At 45.5% G+C, this 21,485-nt stretch carries 20 protein-coding genes and 1 pseudogene; 16 read left to right on the top strand and 5 right to left on the bottom strand.

Annotated features, from left to right (window positions below):
• Nucleotides 1-130: 130 nt before the first annotated feature.
• Nucleotides 131-1,867 (bottom strand): methyl-accepting chemotaxis protein, encoded by a 1,737-nt coding sequence (locus AOU00_RS05120; RefSeq protein ID WP_039274425.1) that lies wholly within the window; start codon nt 1,865-1,867, stop codon nt 131-133.
• Between the two features lie 504 nt (nt 1,868-2,371).
• Here AOU00_RS05120 and AOU00_RS05115 point away from each other — a divergent pair.
• A complete protein-coding gene (locus AOU00_RS05115; protein WP_069290086.1) occupies nt 2,372-3,574 on the top strand; it encodes an MFS transporter in 1,203 nt (400 codons plus the stop codon).
• Nucleotides 3,575-3,745: 171 nt separating this feature from the next.
• Nucleotides 3,746-3,907 (top strand): hypothetical protein, encoded by a 162-nt coding sequence (locus tag AOU00_RS26195; protein WP_155729697.1) that lies wholly within the window; start codon nt 3,746-3,748, stop codon nt 3,905-3,907.
• Here the strand turns inward: AOU00_RS26195 and AOU00_RS05110 are convergent.
• Nucleotides 3,885-4,886 (bottom strand): hypothetical protein, encoded by a 1,002-nt coding sequence (locus AOU00_RS05110; protein ID WP_061829643.1) that lies wholly within the window; start codon nt 4,884-4,886, stop codon nt 3,885-3,887. The two genes, AOU00_RS26195 and AOU00_RS05110, sit on opposite strands and share 23 nt — an antisense overlap.
• Before the next feature lie 309 nt (nt 4,887-5,195).
• Between AOU00_RS05110 and AOU00_RS05105 the strand changes: the two genes are divergently transcribed.
• From AOU00_RS05105 to AOU00_RS05045, 13 genes are all read left to right on the top strand, one after another.
• Complete coding sequence (locus AOU00_RS05105; protein WP_172828265.1) at nt 5,196-6,206, top strand: ABC transporter permease; 1,011 nt, start codon at nt 5,196-5,198, stop codon at nt 6,204-6,206.
• Between the two features lie 36 nt (nt 6,207-6,242).
• Nucleotides 6,243-7,151, top strand: coding sequence for an ABC transporter permease (locus AOU00_RS05100; protein WP_061829644.1), 909 nt, complete (start codon nt 6,243-6,245; stop codon nt 7,149-7,151).
• A gap of 35 nt (nt 7,152-7,186) precedes the next feature.
• A complete protein-coding gene (locus AOU00_RS05095; protein WP_069290085.1) occupies nt 7,187-8,779 on the top strand; it encodes an ABC transporter substrate-binding protein in 1,593 nt (530 codons plus the stop codon).
• Between the two features lie 134 nt (nt 8,780-8,913).
• On the top strand, nt 8,914-10,185 hold the full coding sequence (locus tag AOU00_RS05090) for a M20 family metallopeptidase (RefSeq protein ID WP_069292006.1): 1,272 nt from the start codon (nt 8,914-8,916) through the stop codon (nt 10,183-10,185).
• Nucleotides 10,186-10,198: 13 nt separating this feature from the next.
• Nucleotides 10,199-11,134 carry a DUF1177 domain-containing protein gene (locus AOU00_RS05085; protein WP_069290084.1) on the top strand — a complete coding sequence of 312 codons (936 nt, stop codon included), beginning with the start codon at nt 10,199-10,201 and terminating at the stop codon, nt 11,132-11,134.
• A gap of 61 nt (nt 11,135-11,195) precedes the next feature.
• Nucleotides 11,196-12,185: an ABC transporter ATP-binding protein gene (locus AOU00_RS05080; protein WP_069290083.1), complete on the top strand. Its 990-nt coding sequence runs from the start codon at nt 11,196-11,198 to the stop codon at nt 12,183-12,185.
• Nucleotides 12,169-13,170: an ABC transporter ATP-binding protein gene (locus AOU00_RS05075; protein ID WP_013311307.1), complete on the top strand. Its 1,002-nt coding sequence runs from the start codon at nt 12,169-12,171 to the stop codon at nt 13,168-13,170. Before AOU00_RS05080 ends, AOU00_RS05075 begins: the two co-directional genes overlap by 17 nt.
• A 214-nt stretch (nt 13,171-13,384) precedes the next feature.
• On the top strand, nt 13,385-13,828 hold the full coding sequence (locus AOU00_RS05070) for an Hsp20/alpha crystallin family protein (RefSeq protein WP_013311306.1): 444 nt from the start codon (nt 13,385-13,387) through the stop codon (nt 13,826-13,828).
• Between the two features lie 258 nt (nt 13,829-14,086).
• Nucleotides 14,087-15,097, top strand: coding sequence for a phosphotransferase (locus tag AOU00_RS05065; protein WP_069290082.1), 1,011 nt, complete (start codon nt 14,087-14,089; stop codon nt 15,095-15,097).
• Between the two features lie 79 nt (nt 15,098-15,176).
• A complete protein-coding gene (locus tag AOU00_RS05060) occupies nt 15,177-16,331 on the top strand; it encodes an immunity 26/phosphotriesterase HocA family protein (protein WP_069290081.1) in 1,155 nt (384 codons plus the stop codon).
• A 32-nt stretch (nt 16,332-16,363) separates the two neighbouring features.
• Nucleotides 16,364-16,882, top strand: a complete 519-nt coding sequence (locus AOU00_RS05055; RefSeq protein WP_069290080.1) for a hypothetical protein — start codon at nt 16,364-16,366, stop codon at nt 16,880-16,882.
• A 36-nt stretch (nt 16,883-16,918) separates the two neighbouring features.
• Complete coding sequence (locus AOU00_RS05050; protein ID WP_061829651.1) at nt 16,919-17,578, top strand: DUF2625 domain-containing protein; 660 nt, start codon at nt 16,919-16,921, stop codon at nt 17,576-17,578.
• A 56-nt stretch (nt 17,579-17,634) separates the two neighbouring features.
• Nucleotides 17,635-18,171, top strand: coding sequence for an SMI1/KNR4 family protein (locus tag AOU00_RS05045; protein WP_061829652.1), 537 nt, complete (start codon nt 17,635-17,637; stop codon nt 18,169-18,171).
• A gap of 79 nt (nt 18,172-18,250) precedes the next feature.
• Here the strand turns inward: AOU00_RS05045 and AOU00_RS05040 are convergent, their stop codons facing one another.
• Nucleotides 18,251-18,835, bottom strand: a complete 585-nt coding sequence (locus AOU00_RS05040) for an RBBP9/YdeN family alpha/beta hydrolase (protein ID WP_061829653.1) — start codon at nt 18,833-18,835, stop codon at nt 18,251-18,253.
• Between the two features lie 271 nt (nt 18,836-19,106).
• Here AOU00_RS05040 and AOU00_RS05035 point away from each other — a divergent pair.
• Nucleotides 19,107-20,018 (top strand): annotated as a pseudogene (locus tag AOU00_RS05035) (methyl-accepting chemotaxis protein); the annotation flags it as partial.
• Between the two features lie 115 nt (nt 20,019-20,133).
• On the opposite strand, the gene AOU00_RS05030 reads toward AOU00_RS05035, so the two are convergent.
• Complete coding sequence (locus AOU00_RS05030; RefSeq protein ID WP_061829654.1) at nt 20,134-20,703, bottom strand: DUF1697 domain-containing protein; 570 nt, start codon at nt 20,701-20,703, stop codon at nt 20,134-20,136.
• Nucleotides 20,704-20,735: 32 nt separating this feature from the next.
• A complete protein-coding gene (locus AOU00_RS05025) occupies nt 20,736-21,386 on the bottom strand; it encodes a hypothetical protein (protein ID WP_069290079.1) in 651 nt (216 codons plus the stop codon).
• Nucleotides 21,387-21,485: the final 99 nt, after the last annotated feature.

The raw sequence follows: 21,485 nt of genomic DNA, 5'->3' as shown, positions 1-21,485 counted from the left end.
TCATAATACAAATGGTCAGTTTAGCGCGACGTTTTCGGAAAAAAAAAGAGCCTTCTTACCATGAACTAATGCTAATCTCACGGTAAGAAGGCTCTTCATGAAACCATATTGGAAACTACAGTTTATTCCACTAGTATTTAAATTTGACCGTTAGATCCTGTAATTTCTGTGACATATCCGACAAGGTTGTTGCCAAGCTGGTGATCTGCTGCATCGAAGCCAGCTGCTCTTCTGCAGACGCTGCAATATTCTGCGAGTTGTCCGCCGCTTGAAGCGCTAGACTCGATACGTTCTCTCCGCTCGCTGAAATTTCCTGGACACTTGCGGTTATTTGCTCCGTAATGCTCGCGAGCTCTTCCGTTTGCTGTGCGATATGATTGGTGGACGCCACAATTTTGTTAAACTGCTGCTCCGTCTCATTGGCAATTTTAATACCGGAGTCTACATCCTGTTTTACGCGTTCCATGGTCTTAAGCGAATGCTCCATATCTTTGCGCATATTCTGAATCAACTCGGAAATCTGCCCGGAAGACTGGTTTGATTGTTCGGCCAGCTTTCTTACCTCTGAAGCAACGACGGAGAAACCGCGGCCTTCTTCGCCTGCACGAGCAGCCTCAATCGAAGCATTTAATGCAAGCAGGTTGGTCTGCTGTGCGATATCTGTAATGGCATGCAGCATCGTGTCGATCTGTTGAGTGCGTTCATCCAGCATTCTCATAACCGCATCGGTTTCATTGACGGAATGGTTAATCAGGTCCATTTGCTTCACCGTATGTTGTACAGCAGTACCACCAACGCTCGCCATTTCCATCGCGTCTGCAGACGAATCAGCAATGGCCAAGGAGCTCTCCGTGATCCGCTGCATACCTATTGAAATTTCTTCAAGCGAGCTGGTTGTCTTCTGGAGCATCACCTGCTGCTCCTTAGCACCGGCCGCCGATTCTTGAATCGCGATGGTGATGTGCTCGGTTGCCTGTCCAGTGTGCTCTGCTCCAAGGGTCAATTCTTTCGAGGAAGTAGCTACCTGCTTTGTGGACAAATTTACCTCACCGATCAGAAATCTAATATTTTTAATCATATGATTGAAGTCCTGTGCAAGCTCGCCGATCTCATCTTTTGAATGAATTTTGACTTCTTCGACCGTTAAATCACCGTCCGCAACTGCGTTAAGTCGTTTTGCGATCATGATGATAGGCTTCGTAAAACGTCCCGAAACAAAGCTTACGATAATTGCTCCCAGAATAACCGCAACAGTCGTAATAATCAGGACAATATAAAGGACTTTGGTCGCTCCGCTGTTAAATTCGTTAAAATATGCTCCAGAACCGATGATCCATCCCCAATAAGGATCCTTTTCAACATACGAAATTTTCGTCTCCACTTGATCTGTATCAGGTAAAGCCCATTTATAAGTGACGAATCCCCCGCCGTTTGTACCGACTTCTACAAACTCTTTTCCCACATGCACACCGTCTTCCGACACGGCATTCATTAAATTCTGGCCTTCATTTGAAGGGTTCATCATTGAAACGGCATCTTGGTTGACTGCCCACGGATAACCTGTTTTACCTACAGTATATTTAATCTTTATCGGTCTTTTGTTATTAGCATCTTTTACACCGAGCAGCTCGATGCGCAGTTTTTCCTGTGCTTCCTCCAATGTTAAATTACCGGCTTCGACTTGCCCATTGAGGAAACTAATCATACCAATTACCATTTGCACACTATTCTTAAGTGCCACTTTGCCTGATTCATTCATTTCATTCTTGGAAACAAAATAAGAACTGATTCCAATCACGAAAGTGGGTACAATTAAAATAATCAAGCACATTATGGTTAACTTTGTTCTTAACGATCTTACCTTCATTATTGATCCTATCTTTGTTTTGTTCACTGCATTTCCCCCTTAGACATCGATATACAGACTCAACCCACAACTACGGTAGTTACAAAAGATAAAAGACTGTACATCCTATATCGTAATAACATGCCAGGAAATTAAGCTCTTTCATCTAGTCAGCGATGAAGAGAGCGATGTGGTTCATTTCACAACGAAGGAGCGACCTTTATAAAAGAGACCGGTTCTTTCAGAGACTTCCCTTTTCGGGAAAGATAATATCTTTCCAACCGTCTAAACTTCGTATCATGTTACGGCCCCCAGGTGAACTATGCGTCAAGGCCACTATAATCAACGGAACCCATTGGATCATAGAATTAAGATCATCTTATACTGTGCTGAAGGCTGGCCGTTGTTTTATATGCTAAATTAAATCCGTTTAACCGCAAATTTATCCGTATACAGGCAGTAGTTTCTTGGTATGCTCCGTATACTTCTGCATAGAGAGAATCTATACCAGAGGAGTGTGCGAGGATGAACAGAATCAAAGGGAGCATCTTTTTCAGTGTTTTTGTGGCTATGCTAGGGCTCATGCTCATTGCTCCAATTATGCCGCCCCTTATTCGTGAGCTGGGGTTAAGAGAAAGTCATTCTGGGTTAATTATATCGCTTGGCTCCATAACGATGGCCTTAATGGCTCCAATTTGGGGGAATCTGAGTGATGCAAAGGGACGCAAGCCTGTGATTTTGCTTGGATTCATAGGGATGTGTGTAAGCTGCTTGCTGTTTACGCTTACTCTTTTTGCAGGATTAAAGGGTTGGCTCAGCGGGGGAATGCTGTTAGTCCTGCTGATTGTTACACGCGGCTTGATCGGCGGGTTTATCCCGGCGGTATTATCATCCTCCCAAGCTTACATGGGAGACGTGACCGAGGGAGAAGATCGAGGTAGTGGGATGGCTATCATTAGCGCGGCCAATGGACTTGGATTAGTATTTGGGCCCGCTATTGCAGGCGCCTTTACTTTAATAGGCTTGCTGTGGCCTCTGTATTTTGGAATCGTGATTGCGGCTGTAGCATTTGTAGTGGCCTTGCTGGCAATTCCGTCTGCCAAGCCCGTTATTCAGCAAAAGCCAGCTCGGATTAACCCTTTTCAACCTGGTCTACGAATGTATTTGTTTGCAGGTTTGGTTACGATGATTAGTATTGTCACCATCCAGGTTATAGGTGGATTTTATTTTCAAGATCAATTAGGCCTTTCATCCGAAGAAACAGCAAGAGTGGTTTCCTTTGGGCTTATGTTTTCTGGGGCAGCGATGTTGATTGTACAGATCGTTCAAATGAAATGGCTTAAATGGCAACCCAAGCCGATGATTTTGCTCGGCTCTCTGTTCCTTATTGTCGGTATGCTGCTATTCCTCATGTCAGCCAGCATGGTCGTGTACTATTTTGCGTTCTTTATGTTTGGTATAGGTACAGGCTTGCTAATGCCTGGATTTATGGCCGGGGCTTCTCTTTCTGTCAGTAAAAAACAGCAAGGAGGAGCCGCTGGTCTGGTGGCCACTGTCCAAGGCATTTCTGCGATTATTGCTCCTATTTTGACAACGACGCTATATCGGGTGGATAAATATATTCCTTTTGCTCTTATAGCAGTTCTGGTAGCTGTTATGGCCGTCATTATGTTGGGGATAAGAAAGAGAAAAGGGAATAGTGAACTGGTATCTCAGAAGGCCAAATAATTTGATGAACCCATAGGCTTTCGCGCTATATTCACGAGAAGCCTATTTTGTTTGCTGGTTTGAATGATAGTCAAAAAGTCTCAATTGTCTATTTCATATTGGTGGCGAAGATGCGGTGAAGTGGAGGGAAGGAATGTACAGGGTGCTGGAAGAAGAGGAGCGTGCTGCGGAATGGTTCGAGCTGTAGCCGAAGACAATATTGGATATACCTTTGAACCGCTGCTTCGGGGGGCGACCGAGCGGCGAGCGCTGAGTCGAATGCCTCGTTCCTTGCAGAACACGCGACAGGCCCCTCATCGCAACTGGATTACTACCTTTGCTTCTGAAGTCTGATTAATCTCTGCTCCAATTTGGTATCTCCCATAAATTTGCTGGCAGATACAGCAAGCTGATATTGATCGGTCCCCATATGGTTAGCGGCAGGTTGAAGAATCTCTTTTATCGTTTGCCATAACGAAGCGGCCTGCCGGCTTTCTGCTCCAAAATGGAAGATGATGTGGATACAGACCGTAATAATATTGCGTCCAAGTCCGTACAGAAACCATTCTTCTTCCTTAGTAATAAGCGGAATAATGGTTTCCATCGTTTCCCATGCCTCATCCAATCGTCCTGCTTCAATGAACTTCTCTGCCAGGCTAGATGCAGTAAAACAGTAGTTATGATGATTCCCTTCGGTTTTCTCTATTTCGGTCAGCTTTTTAAGAGCTTCAATTTCACCTTCTGCATGGTTGCGCCATCTCTCATGATAAACGAGTGTCTGCAAATTTTCTTTGTTCCAATTCGTCTGATCCTTGATCCACAAATCGATAAATAATGATAGATAAACATCTTCCCCGAGCTCGCTCGCGATATTGATGCAATCCTCGATATTAGCTGCATCTTTGCTGAATAAATATTTTTCCAAAATCAACTCTGGGTCAAACCCGGCATATGTATCGAAATTGGCCTCCTTGGCCTGCTGGAACAAGATTTGGTCCTGCTCACGCTCATACTTTTGCAGTAAAAAAACGGCGTAATACAGAGCATCGCCAATCCCCTGAAAACTGTTCGTTTCCCTGTCTATAATCTCATTAACGAGCAACCTTCTAACAATCGGTTCGTAATGCGGGGCATATCGATCCTCGCGATTATACAAAGCCAAAAGCACCTTCAAGCGATTGGTATAATTGGCATCACTTTTTCCATATTTCTCACTGTGCTTTTCCAAATAATCGACCTTCGAAAAATCGGCGTGATTACCTATTAGACTCTGCAGCATTTCATCATAGGGTGTTATCATCTGATCCAACAGCTTTCTGTAGTTCGTTTCCAATACTGTGATTCTCCTTTCCTGATCGACCTAATACTACAATCCATATTTACAAAAAACAAGCGATTTCCTTTTAAAAGGGGATTGCCTGTTTTGCATTATGCTGTTTTTGATTTCTCAAACCGGATGAATACATAACATTTAAACTACATATTGAGTCACTTTAGTGCACGGACGACAAATTTCGTCATTATTTTTAGTTATTCAGGACGTGGAAACCGTTCTTGTTCCTTAGTACAATGATAAAAATAACAAGTTATGAAAAGAAAGATGACAAAGAGACGAGGGATTACGGATAAGGGGGGACGGACTGTGGCCGTATACACACTACGTAGATTGGTACAAATGATTCCAGCACTGCTTGGTATTGTCGTCATTACATTCATGATCTCAAGAGTGCTTCCAGGTGATCCTGCTGTGATGCTTGCGGGGGAACAGGCTACACCCGAGACGATTGAAAATATTCGCAGCAGTATGGGACTGGATCAACCGAAGTACATTCAATTCTTTCATTATGTAGTGGGATTGTTCCATGGTGATCTGGGTCAGGCTTATCACACCGGACAGTCAGTGGCAAGCGACTTTGCTACCCGGTTTCCAGCAACCATCGAGTTGGCGCTGGCAAGCTTGGTTATTGCGATTCTGGTGGCAATCCCGATCGGTATTCTGGCGGCAACCCGTAAAGAATCGATTGTTGATCACATTTCGCGCGTGTTTTCCTTGATCGGTGCATGTATGCCCATTTTCTGGATTGGCCTGTTATTCATTTATATTTTCTATGCTAAATGGGGCATCGCTCCTGCGCCCATGGGTCGAATTAGCGGTGATATCAATCCGCCGACGCACGTTACGGGACTTTATGTACTCGATAGTCTGATGACCGGTGATTTTGTAGCTTTAAAAAGCAGTTTATCCCATTTGGTTCTACCAGCTGTCTGTCTCAGCACAGGCACTATGGCGATTGTGGCACGGATGATGCGCTCCAGTATGCTGGAAGTCATCGGTCAGGATTTTGTTCGCACAGCCAGAGCCAAAGGTCTGCGCGAAGGAATTGTCATCTATAAGCACGCACTCATTAACGCTTTTATTCCAACGCTTACCGTACTTGGTTTGCAGGTCGGTTACCTGATTGGTGGAGCGGTTATTACAGAAACCATTTTTACCTGGCCAGGAGTGGGCAGTTATGTGACGGACTCCATTTTGGCAGCTGATTACGCACCGATTCAAGCATTTACCCTCGTAAGTGCGCTGATTTACAGCTTTATCAATCTTGGAGTCGACTTGGTCTACGGATTGATTGACCCACGTATCCGGTACGAGTGATAACAATGAAGCACAAAAGTAGGGGGAGGTACTCGGATGAGCACTGCAAGTGATTTGGTGGCAAAAGCGGCTGTACCTCAGCCCAATGCAGCCGCTATACCGAAACGTAAGACCTTTTGGCGATTACTGTTTGGCAATAAACTCGCTTTAATCGGATTCATTTTTATCGTTGGCTGGACGCTCATTGCCATCCTCTCATCATGGATCGTTCCACATGATCCTTATGTAACCGACCCGGCGAACAAGCTGCTGCCGCCAAGTGTAGAACATTGGTTTGGGACCGATAATTACGGACGCGACATTCTCAGCCGTGTTATTTACGGAGCTAGAATCAGCATATGGACCGGAATGATCGCCGTGTCGATCTCATTTATCATCGGCGTACCGCTTGGAGCCATCGCAGGTTTCTATGGCGGGCGAATGGGTAGCATTATTATGCGCTGTATGGATATTCTGTTGGCTTTCCCGTCGCTGGTACTTGCCATGGCCATTGCTGCAGCGATGGGACCGGGACTGATGAGTGCACTTATCGCTGTGGGTATTGTAGGCATACCCGAATTCGCCAGGCTGATTCACGGACAAACCATCTCTCTCCGGGAAAAGGAGTTTGTTGAGGCCAGCCGGGCGATTGGTGTAACGAACGGAACGATTCTGTTTCGCCACATCTTGCCTAATGCACTTGCCCCACTGCTTGTGAATGCAACGCTTGGAATGGGCTTCGCCATCCTGACCTCAGCCAGTCTCAGCTTCCTGGGACTCGGTGTGAAACCCCCAATTGCTGAATGGGGCGCAATGATTTCAGAAGGGCGAGCGTATATCATTTCCGGTGAGTGGTGGATTGTAACCTTCCCGGGTCTTGGAATTGCGACAGCTATTTTGGGCTTCAATTTGCTTGGAGACGGTTTGCGGGATGTTCTTGATCCTAGACTGCGCTCTAGCAAATAAAAATAAATAGATCATTAAAGGGGAGAACGTAAGCCATGTTGAAAAAAAGTCTTTCTCTAATTTTCGTCTTGTCTACGTTGCTATGGACGGCAGGTTGTGCGAGCAATGCTAACAGCCCGTCCGCTTCATCTGGAGAGAAGGGCACAGATGCCCCATCCCCACCAAAGACGATTACACTTGCTTACTCGGAGGGAGGGTCAACCATGGACCCTGCTGAAGCAAGTGATCTTACATCGGACACCCTTGTGCTTGCGCTCTATGATCAGCTTGTGACCTACGGCAAAAAGTCTACGGATAGCGGCGAAGTGGCAGATACGGAAGCCATTAAGCCCATGCTGGCTGAAAAATGGGATGTGTCCGCAGATAACATGACTTATACGCTCCATCTGCGTAAAGACGTTAAATTCCAAAGCGGCAACCCGCTAACCGCCAATTCCGTGTTGTATTCCTTTGAGCGGCTTAAAAATTCCGATTCCGGTAGCTTTCTGTATGGTATGAGCTCCATTAAAACCGCTACAGCGCCAGATGAGCACACCGTTGTCGTTACATTGTCCCAACCCAATCATATGTTTCTGCAAATCCTGTCATTGTACAACTTCTCCATTGTGGATGATGTGCTTGTCAAAGAAAATGGCGATGGTGACTATTTGAAAACACATGCGGCAGGTTCAGGCCCGTTCAAACTTGAAAAATGGGACCCTGCGACAGAAGCTGTCTTTAATGCTAATGACAGCTACTGGCAAGGAGCGCCAAATCTGAGCAAAGTAACGATGAAGTTTACCAAGGAAGCTTCCAACCGTGTACTTTTGCTGGATAAAGGCGATGTGGACATGGCGATTGAGATTCCTGCAAAGGATGTTTCGAAGCTGGAAACCAACGCTGATCTGAAGGTTCAATCCAATGCAAGTAACCGGATTCTATATTTCGCCATGAATAACAAAGTCAAACCTTTTAATGATCCAAAAGTGCGTCAAGCGATTGCTTATGCCATCCCTTACGACCAATTAATCGATGATGTCATGTACGGTCAAGCGAAACAAATGAAGAGTTCTGTAGCGAGTAACACGCCTGGCTACACCGATGCGGGTTACAGCTATAAGCACGACCTGGACAAAGCAAAACAGCTGCTTACAGAAGCGGGTTATCCTAATGGGTTTAATTTTGACCTGACACTGGGTTCCGGCTTCCAGGACTGGGCAGATGATGCCGTATTGATTCAAGCTGAACTTGCCAAGATTGGCGTAAAGATGAATGTTGTCAATGTTGCTCGTGCACAGTTCCTTGAACAGCAACGAGAAGGCAACCTGACAGCATACATTTCCAAATGGACTTCCTTCGTCAACGACCCTGGTTATCATCTCGGGTTTCTGATGTACAGCGGCGGTTCATCGAATTATATGCATTACGCTAATGCAGAAGTGGATAAGCTTTGGGAGCAAGCAGGCAAAGAGCAAGATGAAAATAAACGTAAAGAGCTGTATGGCAAAGCACAAGAGCTTATAAATCAAGATTCGCCATGGGCGTACCTGTATGAATACAATCGGGTTGTTGGCATGAGCAAAGACGTCACTGGATATGTCTACTACCCAGATGAGGTTATCCGATTCTATTCATTGAATAAAGAGTAAGTTGTGATCTTACCTTATGCCTTCGGTTTTTACAGCCGAAGGCTATCATTTTACACCTGAAGGATGAAGCTGATCCCGATGGATCGTAAAAAATGTAGTTGGCTAAATGGAAAACGTGAAGGGACTGAATGGAAATGACAGATTGGAAAACGTTAGTTCTTGATGAAATAGATAAACGGCAGGACGAATTGCTTGAGCTATGCTCGCGGTTGATTCAATTTCCTTCGGAAAATCCTCCAGGTGATTCACGCGAAATTAGTCAGTTCATTATGGACTATCTTAAAGAAGCAGGTATAAAAACAACGGTGCATGAATCCGGGCCGAATATGTGGAATCTCATTTCTGATTATGGCATTGAAACGGCGGACGGAAAAAAACTGATTTTCTGTGGGCATACAGACGTTGTGCCGGCAGGGGATCGTACTCGTTGGGATTTTGATCCGTTCTGTGGTGAAATTCGTGATGGCTATCTCCTGGGCCGCGGCGCTTCGGACATGAAAGCCGGCCTGGGTGGATTAATATTTACCGTTGCGCTGTTCTCCAAATTGGGCGTACCGCTCGAAGGTGCGTTGTCGTTGCTTGTAGTTCCAGACGAGGAAACCGGGGGACATCTTGGAGTACCTTGGGTGCTGGAAAGAAAACTGATCGAAGGAACAGCTGCTGTGATTGCAGAGCCTTCAGGCCCGCAAAACCCGACCATCGGTCAAAAAGGAAGCTGCTGGTTTGAATTTACTGTTGAAGGCACACCGGGTCATGGCAGTTTGCAGCCAATTGCAGGTGAAAGTGCTATTTTGAAGGCTGCAAAAGGGATTGAAGCGCTGCAACAACTGTGGGACATCAAGCCGGACATCCCGGAAGAAGTCAAAGAGATCATTGAAATTTCCAAGCGTTATGCAAGCGAACGAGAGAACCCAAGCTATGGACAAGCGTTTGATCATGTAACGGTGAACATTGGTACGATCCAGGGGGGCACGAAAGTCAATGTGGTTGCGGACCGTTGCACAGTGCAAGTGGATTCCCGTGTTCCATTTGGCGTAGACCACCAGGATGTACTGGCCAAAGCCAAAGAATTGCTTGCAAGTGTTGGCATTGACGCGGAGCCCAGACAATTCGGATTTTATGGTAATGCCAACTGGACCCCGCCCACCGAGCCGATTGTACATGAGCTTGTGGAATCTATCGCTGAAGTCAGCGGTAAAGAGGCCTATGGCGTACTGCAATGGGCAACCAGCGATGCACGTGCATTCCGCAAATACAATATCCCGGTATTGCAATACGGGCCTGCCGAACTGTCGACCATTCACAATTTTAATGAAAAAGCTCCGGTATGGCAGATCATTCAATCTGCGAAAGTATACGCCTTGACGGCGCTTAAATATCTGAAAACAACACAAAAAGAAGCATAAGGGGATCTGCCGTATGATGAAACAAGTTTTTGAAGTTTATGACCTTTTGGATAATCCGTTCGCCAGCGGGGCAGAAGTCAAAGCTTATTTGGAACAACTGGGTCAAGCGGAGATTACGGTCACCACTGTGCAAGGTGAAAAGGGTTCTACGGATTTTATTAAAATTGTCATTGTCGGTAAAACGGGTCGCATTCAGGGGGGCGATTCTCCAACCTTGGGTGTAGTAGGGCGACTTGGTGGACTAGGAGCACGGCCGGAAATGATCGGATTTGTATCCGATGGTGACGGTGCGGCAGCGGCAATTTCGGCGGCGGCTAAACTTTTGAGCATGCAGTCCAAAGGAGATGCGCTTGACGGAGATGTGATCATCTGTACACATATTTGTCCAGATGCACCTACTCAGCCCCATGATCCGGTTCCATTTATGGATTCACCCGTAGATATTTTGACAATGAACAAATATGAAGTGACACCCGAAATGGAAGCGATCCTGTCCATTGATACGACCAAAGGGAATCGGGTCATTAACCATAAAGGTATTGCCATTTCCCCAACGGTACGTGAAGGCTACGTGCTACGCATTAGTGAAGACCTCGTCGATATTGTTCAGACTGTTACTGGCGAACCCTGTGTCACGTTTGCTGTAACAACGCAGGATATCACACCTTATGGTAACGATCTGTATCACATCAACAGCATTTTGCAGCCAGCGGTGGCCACTTCCGCTCCAGTGGTTGGTGTAGCCATCACGGCCGCTGCTCCTGTCCCAGGCAGTGCAACGGGGGCCAGCCACGAAAGCGATATTGCGCTGGCGGCCAAATTGGCTGTAGAAACAGCCAAAGCTTATGGACGTGGGCAATGCTCTTTTCATTCGGAAAAGGAGTTTCAACATATTACTAAATTGTACGGTACCATGAAGCATCTGCAAACGATGGGTAAGTCTGAATAAGCTTATTCCCTAAGATAAAAAGAACATGAAGGTTCAATGATGGACAAGGAGGGAAGAGGGCATGACACAACTGCTTGAAGTAACCAACCTTCGGACGGAGTTCAAGACTGCGGCTGGCACCATCCGGGCTGTGGACGGCGTCGATCTATCGGTTGGCAAAGGCGAAACACTCGGAATCGTTGGCGAATCCGGGTGCGGCAAGAGCATTACCTCCCTTTCTATTATTCAGCTCCTCCCCAAGGGACTTGGGAAAGTAGCCGCTGGCGAAGTACGGTTTAACGGTGAAAACATGCTGGATTTTTCGGAGCGGAAAATGCGCTCGATTCGTGGCAACGAGATGGCTATGATTTTTCAGGAGCCCATGACTTCGCTAAATCCTGTGTTCAAAATCGGCAAGCAAATTGCGGAGTCTGCCCGCTACCACCACGGTGTAAGCAAACACAAAGCAAAAGACATGGCTGTGGAAATGCTGACGAAAGTGGGAATTCCACGTCCAGAAAAAGTAGCCGCTTCTTATCCGCATGAACTCTCGGGCGGTATGCGCCAACGGGTGATGATTGCGATGGCGATGGTGTGCAATCCGAAGCTGCTGATCGCCGATGAACCGACAACGGCACTCGATGTAACCATTCAAGCACAGATTCTTGACTTGATGCGTGAGCTACAGAAGTCCGAAGGAACTTCCATTCTGATGATTACTCATGACCTTGGTGTCGTTGCTGAAATGTGCGATCGGGTCGTGATTATGTATGCCGGACAAGTCGTAGAAGAAACGGATGTTAAAACGCTTTTTAAAGATCCCAAGCATCCGTATACACAAAGTTTGCTAGCCTCACTGCCGCAATTGAACAGTGATCAGGAGCGTCTGGCTTCCATTCCGGGCCAGGTTCCCAACCCGCTCGATATGCCAAAAGGCTGCCGCTTTGCACCACGTTGTCAGTTTGCCAAGGAAATTTGCCGTGCAGAGGCCCCGGAGCTTACAGAAGTGGAACCCGGACACAAAAGCCGCTGCTTGCTACAGCAGGAGGGATATCATGAGTACACTGCTTGAAATACGTAATTTGAAAAAACACTATCCGATCAAAAAAGGACTTTTTTCCAAACAGGTGGGAGCAGTCAAAGCGGTGGATGGTATTAACCTGACTGTACAGCAGGGTGAAACCCTGGCAATCGTGGGAGAATCCGGCTGCGGCAAATCCACAACTGGACGGGCAATTCTCAGATTGATCGAACCGACGGATGGAGAGATTCTGTTTAATGGCACGGATATACGTAAGCTAAACACAGAGCAGCTGCGCAAATTCAGAACGGATATGCAGATGGTGTTTCAAGATCCGTTTGCTTCGCTTGATCCCAGATGGACAGTACAGCAGGTGCTGGAAGAACCGCTCATCACGCATGAAAAGCTAAGCAAAACGCAGCTCAAAGAGCGGGTGGAAGAGCTGCTCGAAGTGGTCGGATTGTCTCCTTATCACGCTCATCGTTATCCGCATGAGTTCTCGGGTGGTCAACGCCAGCGGATCGGGATCGCACGGGCACTGGCGCTTCATCCCAAATTTATCGTGTGTGACGAGCCAGTCTCGGCCCTCGATGTGTCGATTCAGGCGCAAGTGCTCAATCTGATGAAGGACCTGCAAAAACAATATGACCTGACGTATATGTTCATTTCCCATGATCTGTCGGTCGTCAAATTTATCAGCGACCGCGTGGGTGTGATGTACCTGGGCAAGCTGGTCGAACTCGCACCGACCCAAGCAGTGTTCAGAGAGCCGCTGCACCCGTATACAAAGGCGTTAATGTCTGCGGTACCTGTAGCTGATCCGGAAGCGGAACGTGATCGGATTGTACTTAAAGGGGATGTGCCCAGTCCAGAAAATCCGCCAAGTGGTTGTGCGTTTCATAACCGCTGCCCGGCAGCCATGGAGATATGCAGCAAAGTACAGCCCATCTTTGCCGAAGCTGCACCAGGGCGGCAGGTAGCCTGTCACTTGTACCCAGCTTCTACACCGGAACAAGCGATAGCAGGGCAAGCCTGAGTTGGCTGGCAAAGAATATGTAGTCTCTTGTGAAGTCAAAAGGTCAAAAAAGGTCAAATCGATTGAAATCTAAAACTATTTTTGACAGATCGCTTAGGATCGGGTTATTTCAGTATTTTCAGCCTCTTTTGAACTTTGAGCCTCGCTCCTTTCGGTACTATAATATGAATCGTAAGGAACACAAACAACAACCAATTAAAAGGAGCTGATTTTCATGTTTGATCTGATCCCATTTCGTAAAAGAAATGAAGACTTCTTTGGACAAATGTTTAAATCCTTCAATGGTATGGTTGATGACCACTGGCTTGCTCCATTTAGCAGCAACTCTCAGACATTTCGGACGGATATTCGTGAAGAAAACGACAGATATCTGGTGGAAGCTGAGCTTCCAGGCATTGCAAAAGAAGATATCGACATCGATATTGCCCATAATTATTTGACGATCCGTGCTAAACGGAATGAATATCATGAAGAGAAGGATGATACGAATAAAATGATTCGACGGGAGCGCCGTTCTGGGGAATTTGTCCGACGCTTCTATGTGGATCATGTTGATGAAGAAGGCATTAAGGCAAAACTGGATCAAGGCGTATTGAAACTTGAAATTCCTAAACGTCAGGGTGACGATCGTTCCCGCAGACAGATCCAGATTGACTAAAGGGGTATGATGTAGAAGACAGGGCTGATTAATCAGTCCTATTTTTTGTGTACGTCCTGTTTAAAAAGACTCGATCACATTGTAAGTGAGGTATTCCTCCTTCGGTTTAAATTCTTATGAATTAGAGTCTCCCTCTGCTATAAAATAGGCTATCTGCTATGCTAAAATAATGAAATTACCTGTTAAGCTATTATAACCATACTTCTCGCATGCCGGAGTCAGCCGATGCTATGGACATGAAGAAGGGAGGATACATCCTTGGAAGCAATACTAAGACGGCACTGGCCGGAGTGGAACGGAATGCTGCAGAAACGAACCGGGGGTTGGAATAATACGACGTATTTTGTTAAGAGTGGTGGACGAAGCGGGGTGCTGCGCGTCTACGATACACACAGGGATCGGGATAAAATTGAATTTGAGCATGCGGTTTTGCAGGAGCTGAGTAAGCATTCTCTATCATTCAGAATACCACAGCCTATTCCGACGGTCACGGGAGAGACGCTTGCTCAACTGGAGAGGGAAAGCGGTAAATATGTGTGTTTGTTCAAATACATAGAAGGCATATCACCCCTGAAGCAGGATTCAAGCTTTGCCTATTCTTTGGGTGAGGCTACGGGCGAATTATCGGCTGTGCTTGCGACATTCAATCTTGATATGACCCCAGTCTATCGACCGTATTATGCTTTGCAGCAATCCTATCCATTGTGTAACCGGGAAACGGTTCAAGGCTTTTGTTTACATCCGCCTGAGCCTCTAAAGGATTTGCATGAAGAGCTGCGGTTAATAGGAGCAGCTTATGAAGAGATTACAGATTCGCTTCATGCATTAGAAGAGTTGCCGCATCAGCTTGTACATGGAGACTTGAACGCTTCCAATTTGTTAGTAAAGGATTCGGATCATAGTCTAGTAACTGCACTGCTTGATTTTGAATTTTGTACGCTAGACGTTCGGGTCATGGAGCCGGCGGTCATCTTATCTGGATTTTTGGGACAACCGGAGGAGACGACAGCAGTTCGGGATTTTTGCCGAGGCTTCAGCCGCCAGGTGCATCTAAGCCACAACGAGATTGATGCTTTGCCTATTTTGATGCTGCTTAGGAAGGTAGACGTATTTTTTCATTTTTTGAGTCGCTTTCTGGAAGGAACGGATCAGTCACACGTGTTGCAAGAGCAAGTCAAACAGATCTCTGCTGATTTGCTCCAACTGTCTACCAAAAGTAGCTGGATTCAGGAGGAGTTGATCCAAGCTGTAATGTATAGGAATAAATGAGCTGTATGCCATGTTATGTTATAGTCTCTGGAAAAATTGAGCTGAGTCCATTGAGATGTACTCGGAACAGGAGGAGCAGATGAATAGTTGGCTAACGAACGCGTTACGACCGTACTTCGGGCTGGAGACGCTGGAAGAACATTGGGACGTGGTAGAAATTAAAAATGGATACTTTATTTGTATGGATGGGGATGTCATTCGCAAGCGAATTTCTTCCACTGAGGATACCTATGGAGAAACCGATGTAGAGATTCTTACGCGTGACCGGGCATTTGTTTTGCCTAAAACGGCTCGTGGCAAAGAGAAAAAGCTGAATTACACAAGTGTTTCGAGCATCAAGGCAGAAGGCGTAACCTTTTCAGCAGGCATTAGAAGGGATCGTCCTCTTAGTTATGTTACTGCTGTGAATAGCAAAACGGGTGTGAAACTCCCTATTACGGGATGCGAGCATTTACATAGTAAAGAAGAGATCATCGATTGGCTTCAGCAATATCCGTCACTTGTGCCCAAGGATTACGATCGCAGGCTGCACCGACTGAAGCATATGAAAAATCAGCGTTATAAAACAATCCCGGGAGACATCTTCCGCGTGGAAATAGACCTTTTCACAGATGGATATGTACTGGTCATTGGAGATCTGCGCCAAATGCAAAAGGATCAGTTGTTTGCAGAGGAAAGCATTTGGAACAGTGTCATGACCATGCCTTTATTCGTGCGTCCGTATTTCTTCACGAGTCGTGACCGTTCAACAGCTTTGGAGTCCATCATAGACGCCCCATTATCCGAAACGACCTGGATTGTTATGGATGATTCCTTTATGCGGGGGGCCTATGAGCGGGTAGGGCATAAGCTGTTGGTGGAAGAGGATATTGTGTTCCCCATCGGCTACTGCTGTAGTACGGATAGCAGAAAAGAAAGAACATATAGTCTGTCCTGGGGAACGGGCACGGTTTCCAAACCGGAAGGGGAGACCGTGTTCAAGTCCTCGCGAAAATTTTCAAATAACGGTGCTTATTCAGGTATCGTTGCCGACTGTTTTGGCTCCTGGGAAGAGCGGGAGTGGCACAAAACGCTGGATAATCCGTTGCATCGGGAGGAGCGTCGAAAAGCACTGGCCGAATTCGGATTCCTGGAAGACATTTCGTATGATGAGTTCAACCGCCAAGCGGGAGGACTGACACGTTCAGAATATCTCGCATATTTGATAAGAATCTATGGCGGGAAAAAAGGATGAAAACGGATTTGATTTTTTAATAGGAGGAGCACATGAAGTATCTTAGAGATTGCCCGGAGCCAGGCATGGGAACCTGGTATTTTGAAATAGATTCGGATGGAATAGCCTATCGACAAATTGTCATCCAGGATGATGGCACGTATATCGCCTCTAATCGCAAGCACGAGCAGTATCATTTCTTATTAGCTGAGAAAGCGATTGATGATACAGAGCCCTATTATACGCAAATTACAAAAAAAGAGTTTGAAGAAATCTGGTCCAATTATCTTCACACCTTCAACAAGGAATGGCATCAAATCAAAAATGCCCTGCCCGTTGGGACTAAGGTAAAGGGTTATATTGAAGCATTTTTCCCACACGGTACGCTTATTCATATTTTCCAGTATCATGCGGTCGGATTGTCAGACACTCGTACATATGAGGAAAAGCCACCATCCGAGTGGATGTATCCGAAGCATGAGGTCACGGCAATTGTAAAAGGATACGACGAAGTGAATCAGTGGGTGATTTTAGATCAAACGCAGGTTTTCAAACATCAGTTTGTAGGTTGAAAGGGAATTTTAGGATATGCGGGAAGGGGAATGAACATGCATACTTTAACGGTTGATGAACTGGTGGATAAGGATAACCATGCATGGGAAGAGGTCGCAAATATTCTGAAAGAAGGCCGGAATTCTCATCACATTGTATCGTCCAAATCGGAATCCGCTCCAGGGGACACGCTGTACCGTTTGCAGGTGAGTACGAAATCGTATTTGGGAACAGTTGCCTATGAGACAGGAGGAATCGTGTTTGATTACGGTTGGATCACCTTGCTGGGTGCAGGTGGCTCTGGAATTTTTGGTAGCTTGACCTCATGGAACGGGCTTCAAGAGCCGGAAAGTGTTCCTGCGCTTGAGGGGATGCTAATGGTGGCTTATGATGCAGCAGGTGGATTTTTTGGATTGGATACAGGGAAATTCGGACGTAGCGGTCATATCTACTATTTTGCACCAGATGCATTGGAATGGGAATCCACAGAGCTGGCCTATTCCGGTTTCTTGAGCTGGTTGGCTGAGGGAGATTTGGACTTGTTCTACCAGACATTCCGCTGGAACGGTTGGCAGAAGGATATGGAGCAACTTCAGCCGGGAGAGGTATTTGCATATTATCCGCCGCTATGGACTCAGGAAGGTGGAGGGGAGACTAGCAGCAAGTCGCCTATAGACATTACAAAAGTATGGCAGGCGGTAGTGGATAAGGAATAGCTTGCTCGGTAGAAATAACAACTCTTAGAGGCATCGAGGTATGGAGGTTGGTTGATATGTGGAGTATTCACTTTGAACAACAATTTGTAAAAAGTCCGGAAGCAACGGATGAACAAATCGCGAATTTTTTAAAAACATGGAACATAAAGCTATCGGAACAAGAGATTCACGAAATCAAGCAAAGACAAGTGAACCCTTTTCCAAAGTCGTCTCCATTCTATGATCAATATAAACCTTTAGATCCTGTGAGCTGGCATCTGCCCCAAGGGCAATTTCCTGACAGCTATATGGATTTTTTGAGATACTCTAACGGCGGGGAGTTTCAAAATGGAGAACGTTATTTTCAGTTTTTCAATACCGAAGATTTGAGAGAAATGAACCTCGCCTACGAGTTACCGGAATATATGCCGGGTGCTGTGTCGTTTGCGATGGATGGGTGCGGAAACCACTATATGTTTGATATGAGAGAGGAAAAAAGAAACAATGAGTATCCCGTTCTTTTTGCTCATTCTGGTAGTTTGGGATATGACGAATGTGAACAGGTTGCCCATTCATTTATAGAGCTGTGTACGGAAAAATGGGCATTATATTGATGTATTGAACCCGCAATAATGAACCCTTCGCCGGTTCCATTTTGCGGGTTATGTAAGTTTTCAAACTAAGCCTGTCATGCTACTTATTTGCATTCATCATTTCAATTAACACTTGATGTACCATCGGTAAGGTGGTAAAACCGTCACTTTGTAAAAAGTGTCCTCCATGGTCTACTTCATGGAAATCGGCTTGGATGTCTTCAGCTAGTTTCTTGCTGAGTGCAAAGGGCACAATTGTGTCATCCTTTGAAGCGATAACTGAACGCGCTTTTAGCGAATCCATGATTTGCTGATAATCCAAATGGCCATTTGTAAATTCATCTAATGACGGTAGACTCGGCACTGGATCAGTAAAACCGGAAACGAAAACGAGACCACCAAGTGGTTCTGGGATACTTACTTGCTGTAGGTATCTTAATATGGATACACATCCCAAGCTATGACCAATAAAATAGGTGTCTTTATGTAGAACTTTAATATTTTGTAATAGATGCTCGATCCACTCATTAAGTTTGGGGGATTGCGAGTTGGGCATCTCCAGTATACCTACCGATACTCCATCTTCCTGTAATTTGTCTTGTAACCAAGGGAACCAATGATCGGCTGGCGAAGCTGTGTATCCGTGGATTATATATACTTGTTTTTTATTTTGTATGTTTGTCACAATACTTTCTCTCCCATCATTCAGCGTCGTTGTTTATATGTGCCCCACTTCGTGTAAGGACTCCTCTTCTAGTTTAACAAATTCTTTAAGCCCATGAATATCTAAAATTTTGAGTTACATAGCAAATCCAAATATGAAGTTGCCTACTATAATATTCTTATTTTTGCAGTACCGTTATTTTACTTATAAATTTAAGCGTTTTCTACCGATATATAGATATATATATCATCACGTTCTGTGATCTGCAGCGTGAACTATTATCCATAGACGAAATGAGTCACGCCAAATTAACCAACTGAGTGACCAGACGAATCATAATATGACAGATCTCAATGAGCGGATTAGAGATGTATCTGCCACGGTCGAACAGCTGTCAGCAGCTATGGAAGAGACTTCGGCATACACCGAAAATATGAACCATTCTGCGGAAGAAATGCAGCGGGCAGCAGAGTACATTTCGGTCAAAACTCAAGAAAGAGCTCAGTCTGCCAATGATACAAGTGTAAAAGCCGAAACATTGAAGCATGCGGCTAGTGAATCCAATAAAGCAGCCAAGGAAATTTACCGGAAGGCCAATGAAAAGATGAAGGAAGCGCTAGAACGAGCCAAGGGCGTAGACCAAATTCGTTTACTTTCTCAGTCTATCTTAGAAATTACGGCACAAACCAATTTGCTGGCTCTAAATGCATCCATTGAAGCAGCTCGTGCGGGTGAGTCAGGTCGAGGGTTTGCGGTTGTGGCTAACGAGATTCGCAAGTTGGCAGACGGCTCCAAACACGCGGTAGACCAAATTCAGAGTGTTACTCAAGAAGTTGTGCAATCTGTAGAGAATTTAACTACTAATGCCGAAGAATTATTGCACTTCCTGCAAGCTCAGGTAGGCAAGGATTATCAGCTGCTTGAGGATACAGCAGGACAATATTACAATGATGCCGTGGAGCATACGAACACGGTCAATGATTTGAACGCCACCTCTAAGCAGGTGAATGAAACGATCCAAACCATGGTGAGAGCAATCCATGAGATTGCAACAGCCAGCGAACAGTCTGCTATATCCACTCAGCACATTGCAGAGAATATGGTTTCATCGACGGAGAAATCTCTTGAAGTGGCACACCAGTCTGATCAGGTGAAGGAAAGTGCTGCGCGACTGAATGAACTGGTCGAAGGTTTTAAAATTTAACGAGGCCAATACACAAAGACTAGGGAAAACATTACATCGAAGAAAAACAGTTGGGGAGCCGTAAAAAGGCTCCCTTTTTTGAGTTTACTCTTCCAAGATTGCTTTTGGACTACAGTCAGGAGCTCGTATCCTGTAACTCTTCCTGTTCAGCCATTTGCATCAGCTTGTAAATCTGTCGTGTTGTGTTCACATTCCGCACCGTCATTTGCTGATACAGCTTGGAGCCGACTAATTTCGTTAACCCGCTTTTTGTGACTTGTTCTTTGCTGACAGAATACAGAACGGCGCCGGTCGTATATATTACATGGCCTATTCCGGGTTTCAAAGGAAGTTTGTCCAGAACGGAAATATCGTTAATTTCATCCCACAGGAACAATACATCACTTTTCATCTGTGTATCATTAGACCATTCATTCGGCAGTGCCTCCATAATGCTCTGAATCTCCTTCATATTACGAACGATGACACGAATGGGTAAGCTAAAATCCTCCAGAATCGCCTGTTCCAATATGAATGAAAGCTCCTGGTTAGACTGGGTCTGACTAGAAAAAATAATGTTTCCAGAATTAATGTAAGTCGTCACATGCTCCATACCTGCATTTTCAAACGTTTGCTTGAGCTTCTTCATCTCGATTTTGTTATTGCCGCCGACATTGATGCCCCGCAGTAATGCGATATAGATCATATAAGCTCCACCTCTCTTCAAAAAAAGGATTTCTAACAAAGGGATAGGTATTCCAATAAAAACGTAGTTTGATTTTCGCTCAACAGCGAATGCAGCAATGGTTTTACGTGCTCGATATATGCTGCTTTGGTTTCGTATGTTTCTTCATCTTTCACTTCTCCCTTAAAGGTACAGGCACCTTCAATCAGGATGGAAAGAGCAGTAAAGAAGTTAGCCAAAGAGTCAGCCACCTGCTGCGGCGCACCGCCTTCGAATGCAGCATATACAGGGGAATCGGGTCCGCTAGTATCGACAATGACTGGATCGTCATTAAAAGTGGCAATCACGACATGATGGGGCGGCCACGAAGAAGATTCTTGGACAAGCTCACCAGATGTAATCCAGCGATAGCCTAGTTGTTGGCGATACAGATGTTCTGGTGCAGCAAAAAAGAGGACAGCAGCATCCCCAATTTCAACTGCCGCATTTTTCAATTTGTGTGTACCTGCTGCCTTAGCATCGATCATTTCATAATGGCTATACAGATACTCAAGTTCGGGGGATACAGGAATCTGGCTGTCCCAGCAATCTGAAATTTTCTCCATCCGGGGCTGGATGTCGTGGTTTTGGAACAGCCCGTAGGCTTCATTATACAAGTTTTGTTGTTGTACAAAACGGGACAAAGCTTCACTTAGTTGTTTCAAGGATTTCCATTCCTTTCTAATTGTAGGCTATGACCTCCGACAATAACGTTTCATTTCTAGCATAAAGATATCATAATACAGACATGGAGAACATATGTT

The sequence above is a fragment of the Paenibacillus polymyxa genome (genome assembly GCF_001719045.1).
Lineage (GTDB): Bacteria > Bacillota > Bacilli > Paenibacillales > Paenibacillaceae > Paenibacillus > Paenibacillus polymyxa_B.
This window is presented reverse-complemented; position numbering and strand designations above follow the sequence as displayed.